Below are 14453 nucleotides of genomic sequence, written 5' to 3'. Positions count from 1 at the left end.
AACATTAATACCAACGAACACCCATACCAATACAACGTGCGCCCTGTGCTCACGCTGCTATTCGCACTTGCGTTCAGTTGCACAACTTTGCCGGCAATTGAACGCACTGCGCAATCCGCAAAATCTGCCGCCTCCACAACACGTCTGCCCGGCAATTCCGTGACGAAAACGCCTTCGGCCAGTCAATCACAGTTGTAATAACTCAAAACCGGCCGAATACATCGCGCGCGTCGATCAATAACGATAATGATCCGGCTTGAATGGACCCTGCGCCGGCACTCCGATATAGTCGGCCTGTTTCTGCGACAACGTTGAGAGGTTGACGCCCAGTTGCTTCAGATGCAGGCGAGCCACCTTCTCATCCAGATGTTTGGGCAGCACATACACCTGACCTTTCTGATACTGGTCCGTGCGGGTAAACAGTTCGATCTGTGCGATCGTCTGGTTGGTAAACGAGGCCGACATCACAAATGAAGGATGGCCTGTTGCGCAACCCAGATTCACCAGACGGCCCTTGGCCAGCAGAATAATACGCTTGCCATCGGGAAAGATAATGTGATCTACCTGCGGCTTGATCTCTTCCCATTGCAGGTCTTCGACCGCAGCCACATCGATCTCGTTGTCGAAGTGACCAATGTTGCAGACAATGGCTTCGTTTTTCATGCGTTCCATATGATCACGGGTAATCACATGATAATTGCCGGTTGCTGTGACAAAGATATCGGCCTTGTCCGCTGCCTCTTCCATGGTAACGACTCTATAGCCTTCCATGGACGCCTGCAGCGCGCAGATCGGGTCTACTTCCGTGACCCATACCTGCGCACGCAGGGCGGACAGCGCCTGGGCGCAGCCCTTGCCCACGTCGCCGAAGCCTGCGACCACGGCGATCTTGCCTGCCACCATGACATCGGTCGCGCGTTTGATACCGTCTACCAGCGATTCGCGGCAACCATACAGGTTATCGAATTTGGATTTGGTGACCGAGTCATTGACGTTGATGGCAGGGACTTGCAACTCGCCTTTTTGCGCCATTTGATACAGGCGATGCACGCCGGTCGTGGTCTCTTCGGTCACCCCGATGATATTGGCCAGCCTGGTCGAATACCAGGTCGCATCTGTGGCCAGTCGTGCGCGAATCGCGGCAAACAGCACGGTTTCCTCTTCGCTGCCCGGATTGTCCAATACGGAAATGTCCTTTTCGGCCTTGGCGCCCAGATGCAACAAGGTGGTGGCGTCGCCGCCATCGTCAAGGATCATATTGGCCTGCTCACCCGGCCAGTCGAAAATGCGGTGGGTATATTCCCAGTAATCGGCCAGCGTTTCACCCTTGATGGCGAACACCGGTACGCCACTGGCGGCAATGGCCGCCGCAGCGTGATCCTGGGTGGAGAAAATATTGCACGAAGCCCAGCGGACTTCCGCGCCCAGCGCAGTGAGCGTCTCGATAAGCACGCCTGTCTGGATAGTCATGTGCAGGCTGCCGGCAATGCGGGCGCCTTTCAGAGGTTGGGATTTGGCGAATTCTTCGCGCGTGGCCATCAAGCCCGGCATTTCGGTTTCGGCAATAGACAGTTCACGTCGGCCCCAGTCGGCCAGCGCGATATCGGCAATTTTGTAATCAGCAGTCATAGTTTTCATCCTGAAACATACTGCGATGCCGACTGTGAGTTGCGTCTCACCATAGACCAGCAAAGCAGTATATGATGAGCGCGGTTCGTTACCTGATCGTATCCTGAGCCTGGCATGACCGTAAGATCATGTCGCAACGCCCCTCAGGACACGACGATTATACCTTAAGCGATCGCTTTTTTCAGAACCTCCGCCTTGTCCTGCGCTTCCCAGCTGAACTCGGGTTCGGAGCGACCAAAGTGACCATAGGCGGCAGCTTTGCAATAGATTGGACGCAGCAGATCCAGCATCTGAACGATGCCGCGTGGACGCAGGTCAAAATGCTCGTGCACCAGTTTGGCGATTTCGTCATCGGGGATCACACCGGTGCCTTCCGTATACACAGTAATGTTGATCGGTTCGGCCACACCAATGGCATAGCTGACCTGGATCTGGCACTGGCGCGCCAGGCCCGCAGCAACAATATTCTTGGCGACATAACGGGCCGCATAGGCTGCAGAACGGTCCACCTTGGACGGATCCTTGCCCGAAAACGCGCCGCCGCCATGAGGGCATGCGCCGCCATAGGTATCGACAATGATTTTGCGACCAGTCAGGCCGCAATCGCCCTGAGGACCGCCAATAATGAATTTGCCTGTGGGATTAATCAGAAACTTGGTCTGTGGTGTGATCAGGCCTTCGGCAAACGTGGGCTTGATAATTTCCTCAATCACCGCTTCACGGATATCGCTTTGGGAAATGTCCGGCGAATGCTGGGTTGAGAGAACCACGGTATGGACTTCCACGGGCTTGCCATCGACGTAGCGGAACGTGACCTGCGATTTGGCATCGGGACGCAGCCATTGCAGCCGGCCGTCCTTGCGCAGTTCGCTCTGGCGCTGCACCAGGCGATGGGCATACCAGATCGGGGCAGGCATCAGGTCAGGCGTTTCGTCGCACGCAAAACCAAACATCAGGCCCTGGTCTCCGGCCCCCTGGTTCAGAAGGTCTTCTTCACTACGATCTACCCCTTGCGCAATATCGGGAGACTGCTTGTCATAGGCGACCAGAACCGCGCAGCCCTTGTAGTCAATGCCGTATTCAGTATTGTCATAGCCGATGCGCTTAATGGTGTCGCGTGCAACCTGGATATAGTCAATATTGGCCTTGGTGCTAATTTCACCAGCCAGTACGACCAACCCGGTGTTGCACATCGTTTCGGCGGCCACACGGGAATTGGGATCCTGCTCAAGCAGTGCATCAAGAATAGCGTCGGAAATCTGGTCAGCAACCTTATCGGGGTGACCTTCGGAAACGGATTCGGAAGTAAAGAGAAAATCGTTGTGGGCCATGTTGCGTCCAATTAATAGTGTCAAAAAAACAAAACCGACATTCTTTAAAAGAACGCGCAGCACCGAATGGGATGGATACTGGCGCGACGCTTTAGCGGAATGTATCTGGAAGAACACAAGCCAAGTCTGACATGTGTTCTGTGTTTCCAGCCGTCGCCCCGCAAGTTGTCGGTTAACTCAGCGACCGGAAATCATTTTAAGACAATTTGACACTGAAGGCCCGAAAAACCCTGTTGACGGTAGATAAAAGAGCGGCGGCTGGGCCGCAAGGCCCTGACCGCGATGTCATGGGCGATGTCATGGGCGATGTCATGGGCGATGTCATGGGCGATGTCATGGGCGATGTTCTGGGGAATTCGTGGACGATGGTCATGCCATGTCATTGTGGGTAGCGGCGATGCAGAAAACCGGGGCGGACAATGTGGACGCAACGGCAGTTCACGAGGATACGGGCTTGGGGAGCCTATCGCTGTGGCGAAGGACATGCGCCTTGGCCACAGCGCTGATAACCAGCCAACGGTAAAAGGCCCGACCGAAGCCGGGCCAATCTGATAGGAGATTACGATGAATCGGATCTTATCGTACTTCTACTTACCCTGATCGTATTGATGCTGGTGTCTATGATACCCACCTATTGATCAGGGACCGCTGCGGTGTACGCCGCATCGGTTCAGGTGCCAATATATCGAATGGTCACGGATTTTGCCAATTGTGAAAAACCGAGGGTGATGATGTCCGTCAATCGTCCAGGGCACCCATTCGGTCCTCGTCAATACGCGGTCATCAAACCCGTGTTTTACCAGCCCCGTCTTGCTTCTGAGCGCCTGTACCCGGCCAATGCCATCCCTTTCTCCATTACAATCGAAAAAATCCTGGATCGCACCCGTCTGCCGCCTATGCTGTCAGACCCGCAGCCAGCGACGTGCCTGGCACAACGCATTGCGTCTGCTGTCAGTACGCCTTAGCCTTATCTTCAACTATTATGAAATCCGCATTACTCGTTTTTCTTTTCCGCGCCATCAATGTATTACCGGACAGCCTGCGCCTTGGCCTGGGCAGTGTATGCGCGACCCTGATGCGTGTTCTGATGAAGCGTCGCCACTTCATCGTCAGTACCAATTTGCAATTATGTTTCCCGCAAGCGTCGCCGGCGCAGCGCGAACGCTGGCTGCGCGAACACTTCCGTGCGCTGGCCCAGACCATGATCGATCGCGCGGTGTTGTGGTACGGCTCGGAAGAAAAAATCCGACGCATGATCCATCTTAGTGGTTATGAACACATTCAGAACAGCATCGACTCCTGCCGCCCCACCTTGATGTTTGCACCGCACTTTGTCGGCCTGGACGCGGCCGCTACCATATTGTCTATGCACCTGGCCAAGTCAGCCACCATGTATACGCCGGCTTCCGATCCGCAGGTCGATGCCGTGATGCTCAAGGGACGCGGTCGCTTCAATGACGTCACCCAGATTTCCCGAAAGGAAGGAATACGCGGGCTGATCCGGCAACTGCGACAGGGCACGCCGGTCTACTACCTGCCAGACATGGATTTTGGCCGTAACGGGGCCATTTTTGTCCCGTTCTTCGGCGTGCCGGCAGCCACCCTGCCTGCGACTGCTCAGATCGCGCGCACCTGGAAAGCCGATGTGATTCCGATTGTGACTCGCTGGGATAGCGTCACCGGGCGCTATCACACGCGCGTTCTGCCCGCCCTTGCCGACTTTCCGGGTCAGATGAGCCTGGAGCAGGCCACGCTGTTTTGCAATCAACAGCTCGAAGACTGGGTACGCGCCGATCCTCCCCAATACTACTGGGTGCATCGGCGCTTCAAGACCCGCCCGGAAGGTGAAAAGAAATTCTACTAGGGCGGCGCTGCCATGGTGCGACCGCGCCGGATCGGTGATAATAATGCTCAACCCCGCGGTTTAATCAGGAATACGTTCAATGATCTGGTCTTTCTCGAAAATGCATGGCGCCGGTAACGATTTTGTCGTGCTCGATGGCGTGCGACAGTCTATCGACATGACGCCCGAACGCGCCCGTGCCCTGGCTCATCGCCAGTTTGGCATCGGTGCCGACCAGATCCTGCTGGTTGAAGCGCCAAACCATCCGCAGGCCGATTTTCGATATCGTATTTTCAACGCCGATGGCAGTGAAGTGGAGCATTGCGGCAATGGCGCACGCTGTTTCGTCCGGTTTGTGCACGAGCAGAAACTGTCGTCGCGCAATCCGCTGAAGGCCGAAATTGCCACCGGCCTCATCACGCTTGAAGAGGCGGACGACGCAACGGTCACGGTCAATATGGGGCAAACCCGCTTTGAACCTGAGGCCGTCGCATTTGACTCAAGCGATCTGACCGGCACGCGCGAACATGACGACACGCTATGGTCATTGCCGCTAGCCAATGGCGACACAGTAAACTTGTCATTGGTGGCAATTTCCAACCCGCATGCCGTGCAGATTGTGGACGATGTCGCCACCGCACCTGTCGCCGCGCAGGGACCGCTTATCGAACAGCATCGGCGCTTTGCCAATCGGGTCAATGCCGGATTCATGCAAATTCTGGATAGCCACAACATCAATTTGCGGGTTTATGAAAGAGGAGCAGGCGAGACGCTCGCTTGCGGCACCGGCGCCTGTGCGGCCGTCGTCGCAGGCATCCGTCGCGGGCGCCTGCAATCGCCAGTGACCGTCCATACCCGAGGCGGCGATCTGCACATCGCCTGGGACGGCACCCAACTTACCATGCGCGGACCGGCCGTTACGGTATTTTCAAGTGAAATAAACATCGATCGCCTGGTTACGCAATATCGCAACCGCACCGCTTTATAAAGGAATGCATTCATGTCTGAAGCTGCCACACTGACAGCAGAAACCGTTGCTCAATTTCTGCAGGACAATCCTGCTTTTTTTGATGAACACGCCGATATTTTCACGACGCTGAAGGTGCCGCATCCTCATGCGCGCAGCACGCTGTCATTGGGCGAACGCCAGATCCTGACACTGCGCACCCGCAACAAGGAACTGGAATGGAAATTGTCCGAATTACTGCACAATGCCCACTCCAATGAAACCATCAGTGATCACGTCACCCTTTGGTGTACTCGCATGCTGGCAGAACCGGATGCGCAACGCCTGCCGCAACGGGTGGTCGACGGCCTTCGCCTAGAGTTCGACATGCTTGAAGTCGCGTTGCGCTTGTGGAATCTTCCGGCCCTCAAAGACGAGCGCTTTCAAAGCACCGACGATATGCTGCAGGCCTATGTGAGCACATTGCAAAAACCCTATTGCGGCCAGGAAGGCTATCTGCCCGCACATGACTGGTTCGACAGCAAGCCGGGCTCGGTGGCAATTGTGCCGCTAAGCTACAACGCGCACACGTTTGGTGCGCTGGTGTTTGCCGCAGAAGGAGCCGAGCACTTCAAACCCGACATGGGCACCACGTTTCTTGAAATTCTTGGCAAGCTGGCCAGCGCCAGCCTCAGTCGCCTGAGCAGCGCGTCCTGACTGCTGCCGCGCAGCCATTGAACCGGGCGCGGCAAAACCTGAGACAAAACCCATGACACGCACACTGCCCGATCCCATGGAAAAATGGCTGCAGTATTTGCAGACAAATCAGCGCTACGCCAGTCACACGCTGGCTGCCTATCGGCGCGATCTGGTATTGCTGGTGGGTTTTTATCCGGACGTTGCTGCCGAGCGTCTGAGCAATGCACAAATCCGACATGCCATTGCGCGCTTGCACGCCCAGGATTACAGTGCGCGCAGTCTGGCCAGGATTCTATCGGCCTGGCGTGGATTTTATCAATGGTGGATCCCGCAAACCTCGGTCAAAGTCAATCCCGCACTGGACGTGAGAACCCCGAAAATCGCGCGCTCGCTGCCCAAGGCGCTATCGGTGGAACAAACCCAGGCGCTGCTGGACCACCCCACCATTGCCACTGGTACAGAACCGACTGACCTGCGTGATCAGGCCATGTTCGAAGTGCTCTACTCCAGCGGCCTGCGCCTGGCCGAACTGGTCAGCCTGGATATCCAGTACACGCGCAAAGATGGCTACGAATCGGTCAGTTGGCTTGATCTGGACGAAGGCGAGGTGTCGGTCACCGGCAAGGGCGGCAAAACCCGCAGCGTACCCCTGGGTCGCACGGCGGTCAATGCAGTCAGGCAATGGCTTGCCGTCAGGCACAAACTGCTTCCCCCTGCCAGCGCCATCGACGATCAGGCCGCCGTTTTCCTGGGTGCGCGCGGTCGCCGCATTGCGCCTCGGGTCGTGCAACTGCAACTGAAGAAACTGAGCCTGCGCAGCGGCGTGCCGGCCCAGGTACATCCTCACGTCCTGCGCCATAGTTTTGCCAGCCACGTGCTGCAATCGGCCCAGGATTTGCGCGCCGTTCAGGAAATGCTGGGACACGCCAATATTGCCACCACGCAAATTTACACCAGACTTGATTTCCAGCATCTGGCACAGGTCTACGACAAGGCGCACCCGCGGGCGAAGATGGACGATAAAGACAAAAAAGAGTAAGGCGATTGGTTAGCGACCCGAGCGCAGCACGCCGTGCTGATTGCCAAACAGCATCGACAATATATACAGCGCGCCTGCTGACAGGATGATGGCGCTGGAAGCGGGCAGACCGAAGTGATAGGACAGCACCAGGCCGACATAGGACGCCACGATGCCCAGGCAAACGGCCAGGACAAGCTGTCGACCCAATGTCCGTCCCCAGAAACGCGCGGCAGCAGCCGGCAACATCATCATCCCCACCACCAGAAGCGTGCCCATGACCTGGTAGCCGGCCACCAGATTGACCACCAGCAGAATCAGAAATCCGACGTGAACGAGCGATCCGCCCCCGCCTTCCATTTTCAGAAAAGCCGGATCCAGGCATTCAATGACCAGCGGCCGGTACATCAGCGCCAGCACAACCAGAGTCGCACTGGATACGCACATGATAAAAAGCAGGTGGTTGTCATCCAGGCCCAGCACGGTGCCGAACAGGACATGCAACAGATCCAGATTTGAGCCCTTGAGCGAAATCAGCAGCACGCCCAGGCCCAGAGAGATCAAGTAGAACGCGGCGAAACTGGCATCTTCCTTCAGGCCGGTAGAACGCGCAACGCTGCCGGCGAGCACGGCAACCAGCAAACCCGTAGCCAGGCCGCCGATCAGCATGGCCGTCATGGAAACACCGGCCAGCAAAAACGCCACGGCCACGCCAGGCAAAATCGCATGCGACATGGAGTCGGCCATCAGGCTCATGCGACGCAAAATCAAAAAAACGCCCAGGGGCCCCGCCGCCAGAGATACGAATACCGAGCCGAACAGGGCCCGACTCATAAATGCAAACTCAGTAAACGGCGCCACCAGCACCGCTACGACCGCCTCTGTCATCAGAAGCCCCCCAGCGCCAGCGAACGGGCCCGATTCAGATTGGCATCGGTAAGCACACTTGCCGTGTCTCCCCAAGCTACCACTTGCCGCGCAAGCAACAGCGTTTGCGGAAAGCACGCGCGCACAAGCCCGGCATCATGCAGTACCACCAGTACGGTGCGCCCTTCGCGGTGCCAGCCCAGAAGAATCTGCAACAACAAATCACAGGTGCCCTCGTCAACCGCGGTAAAAGGCTCATCCAGAATCATGACCGGCGCATTACACACAATAAGACGGGCAAACAGCGCACGCTGCATCTGCCCGCCCGACAGGCTGGAAATCAGGTCACGGGATTTGTCTGTCAGGCCAACGGTTGTCAATGCATCACAAATGCGCTGGCGTTCCTCCTTGTCGTAACGGCGAAAAGCGCCCACGCGGCGCCACGCGCCCATGGAGACAAGATCGTAGGTGGTAATGGGAAAACTGCGGTCAATATCACTGATTTGCGGCAACAGGGAAATACCGGCTTTGAACGGTTCGTGGATAGTCACCCGCCCTGCACTTGCCGCCAGCTGGCCCGTCACGGTCTTGAGCAGTGTCGATTTACCAGCGCCATTAGGCCCCAGAATGGCCGTCAGCGACCCCTCCAAGAAAGCACCGGTTACGCCGCTAAGCGCCGGCACGCCGTTCCATCCCACACTCACGCCATCGAGCTGAATTACCGGCCGCGGGGATGTCGGGGAGGCGTCAGCCAACCGGTCAGCCGGCGCGCGAGGGGTCGTGGCGAAGGTTGGCATAAGTATCGGTTTCTGTCCGAAATTGCGGGTGATGGGCGCTCAGCCCACCAATGCACCCAGCCATCCGGCCGACCAGGCAATCAGTCCCCATAAGAGCAGGATAACACCCAGCACAGGCCCGAGCCTGGCGAGCGCAGAAGCCAGAAAAATCGTGGGCGTTGAATCGGCCTCCCGGCGCGACGCCCTGGCGACCGCCGTCAAAGATGAATTCAATTGTCCGGCAGGTACGCCGCCAACGGTGTCTGCCGCAGCCGCACGAGCCGGTTGAACGAATGGCGTGGCAATCGTTGCGGGATAAACGCGTCGCAAGGCGGGGAACAAAGTTTCATTTTGCATAATTGTCGGATTCAACGGATATCTGGGTCGCAAATGTCAGGCAGTGCCGGATACTGCACAGCACGGCCAAAAGCGCAAGACAACGCCTTATTCACCGGTTAAGCGTATTGGCAAGTGAAGGCTGCGCATCGAAAATGATATGTTATATCATTATATACACATCTGTCGCCCAATACCTTAAAATATAAGCGGAAAGTTTCCTCCTCAAGCCGGATGGCAGTATCATTGCCCCATCACCGTCCAACGAAAGCCTGCCATATGACTTCCAGAACGCTGCCCGACCACGACCACCTGCAACACACCCACTCGCATGCTGCCCATCCCCATTCGGTCGCTTACCAGTTACTGGAAGCCATTCGCCATTGCGAGCAACGCGGAACGCGTCTGACACCGATACGCCAGCATGTGTTGACGCTGCTGCTGGAAGCCGGCCGCAGCCTGAAAGCCTATGAATTGCTTGAAGCCATGAAGCAACTCTATCCCCAGGCAAAACCGCCGACCGTCTACCGCGCACTGGACTTTCTGGTGGAAGAGGGACTGATTCACCGGCTGGATGCCGTCAACGCGTGGACCGCCTGCCAGGACGTATCGGGCCATCATCATGATCTGCTGGTCGTATGCACCTGTTGCGGCAAGGTCGCCGAACTGAGCGCACCACTTATCAGTCATCAACTGCAGGACATGATACAGGCGGCTGGATTTGTTCAAACCACCAGCGAAACCGAATTGCGCGCCATCTGCATAGACTGTAGCAACAAGCAGGAACAAACGACGCCGTAACGACTGCGCCCGACCGTCCTGATCACTCCTTCTGAAATCGCAACTGAAATGCGCTGCTGCACCATAAATAATCCCAATCTGCAGGTAAAGGCACCAGCCAACACCATACCTGCGCGATTGGGATGCGTTCCGCGTCGTGTAAATCCAGCGTGATCCGTGGGCTCGCCAAAATGTAAATTTCATTACACAAATCAAGCCGTTAGGGTTTGTCCCGAGTATTCGCGTTTATTTTGTCCGAGAGACAATTAACGTTTGCTACATTTGCAAAGCTATGATGTAATCCTGCGATTGACTTTAGGGACGTCTTTTTGGAACCAGCCGGTTTCTGTTGCTGGTAGGACGTTTAAACGCTATGACAAAAACGCAAGCACAAGCAGACAAAATGATCCCCGTCACCGTTCTTACCGGTTTTCTGGGAGCAGGTAAAACCACACTCCTGAAACGCATCCTGACCGAATATCACGGCAACCGCATTGCCATCATCGAAAATGAATTCGGACCGGAAAGCATCGATAACGAACTACTGGTGCAGGAAAGCGATGAGCAGATTATCGAGCTGTCCAACGGCTGCGTCTGCTGCACGGTTCGCGGCGATTTGCTCAATACGCTTACCGATCTGAAAAATCGCCGCCAGAAAGGCGAGTTGAAATTCGAACGCGTGGTGATCGAGACCACCGGCGTGGCCAATCCCGGTCCGGTATGCCAGACGTTCTTCATGGACGACAGCGTGGCCGCTTTTTACCGGCTTGATGCAGTAATTACAGTCGTCGATGCCAAACACGGCATGGAAACGCTGGATACCCAGCCCGAGGCCCAGAAACAGGTAGGATTCGCCGACCGGATCCTGGTATCCAAAAAAGACCTGGTTACCGACGAGGAATACGCCGCCTTGCGACACCGCCTGCTGCACATGAATCCGCGCGCTGAAATCATGCCGGTTCAATTTGGCGAGATTGACATCAACAAAGTGCTGGATATCAGTGGATTTAACCTGAACACCATTCTGGATATCGATCCGGCGTTCCTGAAAGACGAGCATCCGGACGCAGCCCATGACCACGATCATGGACACAATCACGATCATGAGCACGGACACGCCCATGACGACCATCACCACGGACACGATCATCACGATCATCATCATCCCCATCATGATGATGAAATCGGCGCTTTTGTCTTTAAATCCGATAAACCGTTCATACCGGAGCGTCTTGAAGAGTTCCTGAGCGGCGTTGTCCAGGTATTCGGTCCCGACCTGTATCGGTACAAGGGGATCCTTTATATGAAGGGCATGCGTCAGCGCATGATTTTTCAGGGTGTGCACATGCTGATGGGTGCAGAACCCGGCAAACCATGGGGGCCTAAGGAGAAGCCTTCAAACACTATGGTGTTTATTGGTCGTAAACTGCCCAAGGATGTCATCCTGAACGGGCTGAACCAGTGTCTGGTACAAAAGTAGCGGGCACCGGCGGCATCAATCGCGCACGAATGTGATCGCGCTGTTTCAATCCCATTCGGCGCTTTGTTCAACATTATTGAAGTGATATATGGAGTGTTTTATGGCTAAGGCAGCTAAAAAAACAGATGCAACAACGCAAGCTCCTCTTCTGACCGAAGAGCAACTGCTCGCCATGCCCGAATCTGACTATATGAACGATGAGCAACTGGCGTTTTTCCGCGACCGCTTAAAGCGCCTGGAAGATGAAATCATCAATAATGCAGGTGTCACTACCGAGAACCTGCGTGAAACCCAGTTCGTTCCTGATCCGGCCGACCGCGCCACCATTGAAGAGGAACACGCGCTGGAATTGCGTACGCGTGATCGTGAGCGCAAGCTGCTCAAAAAAGTGCAGCAATCGCTTGCCCTGATCGAGTCGCGCGACTATGGCTGGTGTGAGGAAACAGGCGAACCCATCGGCCTGCGTCGTCTGCTGGCCCGGCCTACCGCTACCCTGTCGCTGGAAGCGCAGGAACGGCGTGAAAAACGCCAGAAAATGTACGGTGATTAATTAATTGACCCGGGTTCCTTGAAATCTTTCTGCCCCGCCCCTATCTAACTAGGGAACCAACAGGAAGGCTCTATGGAACAATTTCACGCTACTACCATCGTTTGCGTCCGACGCGGCAATCAGGTCGCGCTCGGCGGCGATGGTCAGGTTACTCTGGGCAATATTGTCATCAAAGGCACTGCCCGCAAAATCCGCCGCTTATACCACGATAAAATCCTCGCCGGCTTCGCAGGCGCCACGGCAGACGCCTTTACCCTTCAGGAACGCTTCGAGGCCAAGCTCGAAAAATATCAGGGCCACCTGATGCGAGCCGCCGTAGAACTCACCCGCGACTGGCGAACCGATCGTGTACTGCGCCGACTCGAAGCCATGCTGATCGTGGCCGACGCCGAACACACCCTGATCCTGACCGGCAACGGCGACGTTCTGGAACCGGAAAACGGGATAGCCGCTATCGGCTCCGGCGGCGCCTATGCACAGTCTGCTGCGCTTGCGCTCTTGCAAAATACCGATCTGCCTCCCGAGACCATCGTCAAAAAGTCGCTGGAGATCGCAGGTGATCTGTGTATTTACACGAACAGCAATCACATTGTTGAAACACTCTAACCGGAATATCAGAATGTCAGCGAGTGTCATGACCCCTAAAGAAATTGTGTCTGAACTGGACAAAAATATTGTCGGACAGAACAAGGCAAAAAAATCCGTCGCAGTTGCTCTTCGCAACCGCTGGCGTCGTCAGCAGGTGCCTGAGCCCCTGCGAAATGAAATTCACCCCAAAAATATCCTGATGATCGGCCCAACCGGCGTGGGCAAAACGGAAATTGCCCGCCGCCTGGCCAAACTGGCCAATGCGCCGTTTATCAAGATTGAAGCGACCAAATTTACCGAAGTCGGCTATGTTGGTCGCGACGTAGATACCATTATTCGTGATCTTGTTGAAATTTCCATCAAGCAAACCCGCGAGCTGGAAACACGTCGTGTGCGGACTCAGGCTGAAGACGCGGCCGAAGACCGGATCCTGGATGTACTGGTGGCGCCGCCACGCGACAGCAATGGCGAGCCCATGCGACAGGAAAATACCGCACGCCAGACATTCCGCAAGAAACTGCGCGAAGGCCAGCTGGATGATACCGAAATTGAAATTGACGTCAACCAGCCTATGCCACAGATGGAAATCATGGCGCCGCCCGGCATGGAAGATATGACTGAACAGCTCAAGGGTATGTTTGCCGGTTTGAGTCGTGACAAGAAAAAAGCCACGAAAATGACCGTCAAGAACGCCTTCAAGCTGCTGGTGGACGAAGAGGCTGCCAAACGGGTGAACGAAGAGGAAATCCGCGCAGCCGCAGTCAGAAACGCCGAGCAACAGGGTATTGTGTTTCTGGATGAAATCGACAAGATAGCGACACGTCAGGAACATGGCGGCGGCGATGTGTCACGCCAGGGCGTCCAGCGCGACCTGCTGCCATTGGTGGAAGGCACGACCGTCAACACCAAATACGGCATGGTGCGCACCGACCACATTCTGTTTATTGCATCCGGTGCATTTCATCTGTCGCGCCCTTCCGACCTGATTCCCGAGCTGCAGGGCCGGTTCCCGATCCGCGTAGAACTCGAATCGCTCACCACTGCGGACTTTGTTCGCATCCTGTCGGATACCGATGCCTCTCTGACTAAGCAGTACACCGCACTGATGGCCACGGAAGACGTTGCGCTTGAATTTTCCGACGAAGGCATACATCGGCTGGCTGAACTTGCCTTCGATGTGAACGAACGCACCGAAAACATCGGAGCGCGTCGCCTTTACACTGTCATGGAAAAACTGCTCGAAGATCTGTCGTTCGATGCCACAACCAGTAGCGGCAAAGTCGTCAAAATCGATGCAGAATACGTCAACAGCAAGCTGGAGGAAGCCGCCAGCAGCCAGGACCTGGCGCGGTACGTACTGTAAGCTGTTAGCTGTTAGCTGTTAGCTGTTAGCTGTTAGCTGTTAGCTGTTAGCAATGGCAGTAGACAGACGGCTGAAACGAAAAAGGTGCAGTTCGCATTGAACTGCACCTTTTTTATATCGGCCGCTGGCTCGTATAAATTGACCCGATACGCTGCTCATCACACAGGCCTCGCGCCAGACGGGCTCTGGATGACGACACTCGCACCTACCGAATCATTGCCGCGACCGGCGTCACGGAGAGGTCTTC

16 protein-coding genes and 1 riboswitch are annotated in these 14453 nt (G+C 55.8%); of the genes, 11 read left to right on the top strand and 5 right to left on the bottom strand.

The window, feature by feature from the left end; all coding sequences use genetic code 11:
- Positions 1 to 234: 234 nt before the first annotated feature.
- The gene (gene ahcY / locus CAP48_RS04720; protein WP_100694877.1) at positions 235 to 1629 is read right to left on the bottom strand and encodes an adenosylhomocysteinase; all 1395 of its coding nucleotides are present in this window, start codon (positions 1627 to 1629) and stop codon (positions 235 to 237) included.
- A gap of 69 nt (positions 1630 to 1698) precedes the next feature.
- A riboswitch (S-adenosyl-L-homocysteine riboswitch) is annotated at positions 1699 to 1780 on the bottom strand.
- A 13-nt stretch (positions 1781 to 1793) separates the two neighbouring features.
- Entirely contained in the window at positions 1794 to 2960 is a 1167-nt protein-coding gene (gene metK / locus CAP48_RS04715; RefSeq protein ID WP_100694876.1) for a methionine adenosyltransferase, read from the bottom strand.
- A gap of 206 nt (positions 2961 to 3166) precedes the next feature.
- On the opposite strand from metK, the gene CAP48_RS04710 reads away from it, so the two are divergent.
- The 6 genes from CAP48_RS04710 (at position 3167) to xerC (ending at position 7487) form a co-directional block, all read left to right on the top strand.
- Entirely contained in the window at positions 3167 to 3352 is a 186-nt protein-coding gene (locus CAP48_RS04710) for a hypothetical protein (protein ID WP_100694875.1), read from the top strand.
- A gap of 297 nt (positions 3353 to 3649) precedes the next feature.
- Entirely contained in the window at positions 3650 to 3925 is a 276-nt protein-coding gene (locus CAP48_RS04705; protein ID WP_100694874.1) for a hypothetical protein, read from the top strand.
- 17 nt (positions 3926 to 3942) lie between these two features.
- Positions 3943 to 4824, top strand: coding sequence for a lysophospholipid acyltransferase family protein (locus CAP48_RS04700; protein WP_100694873.1), 882 nt, complete (start codon positions 3943 to 3945; stop codon positions 4822 to 4824).
- 79 nt (positions 4825 to 4903) lie between these two features.
- Entirely contained in the window at positions 4904 to 5791 is an 888-nt protein-coding gene (gene dapF / locus CAP48_RS04695) for a diaminopimelate epimerase (RefSeq protein ID WP_100694872.1), read from the top strand.
- Positions 5792 to 5803: 12 nt separating this feature from the next.
- The gene (locus tag CAP48_RS04690) at positions 5804 to 6466 is read left to right on the top strand and encodes a DUF484 family protein (protein WP_100694871.1); all 663 of its coding nucleotides are present in this window, start codon (positions 5804 to 5806) and stop codon (positions 6464 to 6466) included.
- Positions 6467 to 6518: 52 nt separating this feature from the next.
- Positions 6519 to 7487, top strand: coding sequence for a tyrosine recombinase XerC (xerC, locus tag CAP48_RS04685; RefSeq protein WP_100694870.1), 969 nt, complete (start codon positions 6519 to 6521; stop codon positions 7485 to 7487).
- Between the two features lie 9 nt (positions 7488 to 7496).
- On the opposite strand, the gene CAP48_RS04680 is transcribed toward xerC, so the two are convergent.
- The 3 genes from CAP48_RS04680 to CAP48_RS04670 are packed head-to-tail and all read right to left on the bottom strand — an operon-like array spanning position 7497 to position 9466.
- On the bottom strand, positions 7497 to 8354 hold the full coding sequence (locus CAP48_RS04680) for a metal ABC transporter permease (RefSeq protein WP_100694869.1): 858 nt from the start codon (positions 8352 to 8354) through the stop codon (positions 7497 to 7499).
- Complete coding sequence (locus CAP48_RS04675; protein WP_242444334.1) at positions 8354 to 9130, bottom strand: metal ABC transporter ATP-binding protein; 777 nt, start codon at positions 9128 to 9130, stop codon at positions 8354 to 8356. Before CAP48_RS04675 ends, CAP48_RS04680 begins: the two co-directional genes overlap by 1 nt.
- 39 nt (positions 9131 to 9169) lie before the next feature.
- A complete protein-coding gene (locus CAP48_RS04670; protein WP_100694868.1) occupies positions 9170 to 9466 on the bottom strand; it encodes a hypothetical protein in 297 nt (98 codons plus the stop codon).
- Positions 9467 to 9724: 258 nt separating this feature from the next.
- Here CAP48_RS04670 and CAP48_RS04665 point away from each other — a divergent pair, with 258 nt between their 5' ends.
- The 5 genes from CAP48_RS04665 (at position 9725) to hslU (ending at position 14206) form a co-directional block, all read left to right on the top strand.
- Positions 9725 to 10246: a Fur family transcriptional regulator gene (locus CAP48_RS04665; RefSeq protein WP_100694867.1), complete on the top strand. Its 522-nt coding sequence runs from the start codon at positions 9725 to 9727 to the stop codon at positions 10244 to 10246.
- Between the two features lie 352 nt (positions 10247 to 10598).
- Entirely contained in the window at positions 10599 to 11705 is a 1107-nt protein-coding gene (locus CAP48_RS04660) for a GTP-binding protein (RefSeq protein ID WP_100694866.1), read from the top strand.
- A 100-nt stretch (positions 11706 to 11805) separates the two neighbouring features.
- Positions 11806 to 12255 carry an RNA polymerase-binding protein DksA gene (gene dksA / locus CAP48_RS04655; protein WP_014749341.1) on the top strand — a complete coding sequence of 150 codons (450 nt, stop codon included), beginning with the start codon at positions 11806 to 11808 and terminating at the stop codon, positions 12253 to 12255.
- Positions 12256 to 12327: 72 nt separating this feature from the next.
- Complete coding sequence (hslV, locus tag CAP48_RS04650; protein WP_100694865.1) at positions 12328 to 12861, top strand: ATP-dependent protease subunit HslV; 534 nt, start codon at positions 12328 to 12330, stop codon at positions 12859 to 12861.
- 13 nt (positions 12862 to 12874) lie between these two features.
- A complete protein-coding gene (gene hslU / locus CAP48_RS04645) occupies positions 12875 to 14206 on the top strand; it encodes an ATP-dependent protease ATPase subunit HslU (RefSeq protein ID WP_100694864.1) in 1332 nt (443 codons plus the stop codon).
- The last annotated feature ends 247 nt before the right edge of the window (positions 14207 to 14453 follow it).

The sequence above is a fragment of the Advenella sp. S44 genome (assembly GCF_002810445.1).
GTDB lineage: Bacteria > Pseudomonadota > Gammaproteobacteria > Burkholderiales > Burkholderiaceae_B > Advenella.
The sequence above is the reverse complement of the archived record's forward strand: the minus strand, read 5'-3'. Positions and strand labels throughout refer to the sequence as shown.

Bases quoted from the DNA above. Each gene is read 5' to 3' on its own strand.
- ahcY (WP_100694877.1), bottom strand. From the start codon at position 1,629: ATGACTGCTGATTACAAAATTGCCGATATCGCGCTGGCCGACTGGGGC.
- metK (WP_100694876.1), bottom strand. From the start codon at position 2,960: ATGGCCCACAACGATTTTCTCTTTACTTCCGAATCCGTTTCCGAAGGT.
- CAP48_RS04705 (WP_100694874.1), top strand. From the start codon at position 3,650: ATGGTCACGGATTTTGCCAATTGTGAAAAACCGAGGGTGATGATGTCC.
- CAP48_RS04700 (WP_100694873.1), top strand. From the start codon at position 3,943: ATGAAATCCGCATTACTCGTTTTTCTTTTCCGCGCCATCAATGTATTA.
- dapF (WP_100694872.1), top strand. From the start codon at position 4,904: ATGATCTGGTCTTTCTCGAAAATGCATGGCGCCGGTAACGATTTTGTC.
- CAP48_RS04690 (WP_100694871.1), top strand. From the start codon at position 5,804: ATGTCTGAAGCTGCCACACTGACAGCAGAAACCGTTGCTCAATTTCTG.
- xerC (WP_100694870.1), top strand. From the start codon at position 6,519: ATGACACGCACACTGCCCGATCCCATGGAAAAATGGCTGCAGTATTTG.
- CAP48_RS04680 (WP_100694869.1), bottom strand. From the start codon at position 8,354: ATGACAGAGGCGGTCGTAGCGGTGCTGGTGGCGCCGTTTACTGAGTTT.
- CAP48_RS04675 (WP_242444334.1), bottom strand. From the start codon at position 9,130: ATGCCAACCTTCGCCACGACCCCTCGCGCGCCGGCTGACCGGTTGGCT.
- CAP48_RS04670 (WP_100694868.1), bottom strand. From the start codon at position 9,466: ATGCAAAATGAAACTTTGTTCCCCGCCTTGCGACGCGTTTATCCCGCA.
- CAP48_RS04665 (WP_100694867.1), top strand. From the start codon at position 9,725: ATGACTTCCAGAACGCTGCCCGACCACGACCACCTGCAACACACCCAC.
- CAP48_RS04660 (WP_100694866.1), top strand. From the start codon at position 10,599: ATGACAAAAACGCAAGCACAAGCAGACAAAATGATCCCCGTCACCGTT.
- dksA (WP_014749341.1), top strand. From the start codon at position 11,806: ATGGCTAAGGCAGCTAAAAAAACAGATGCAACAACGCAAGCTCCTCTT.
- hslV (WP_100694865.1), top strand. From the start codon at position 12,328: ATGGAACAATTTCACGCTACTACCATCGTTTGCGTCCGACGCGGCAAT.
- hslU (WP_100694864.1), top strand. From the start codon at position 12,875: ATGTCAGCGAGTGTCATGACCCCTAAAGAAATTGTGTCTGAACTGGAC.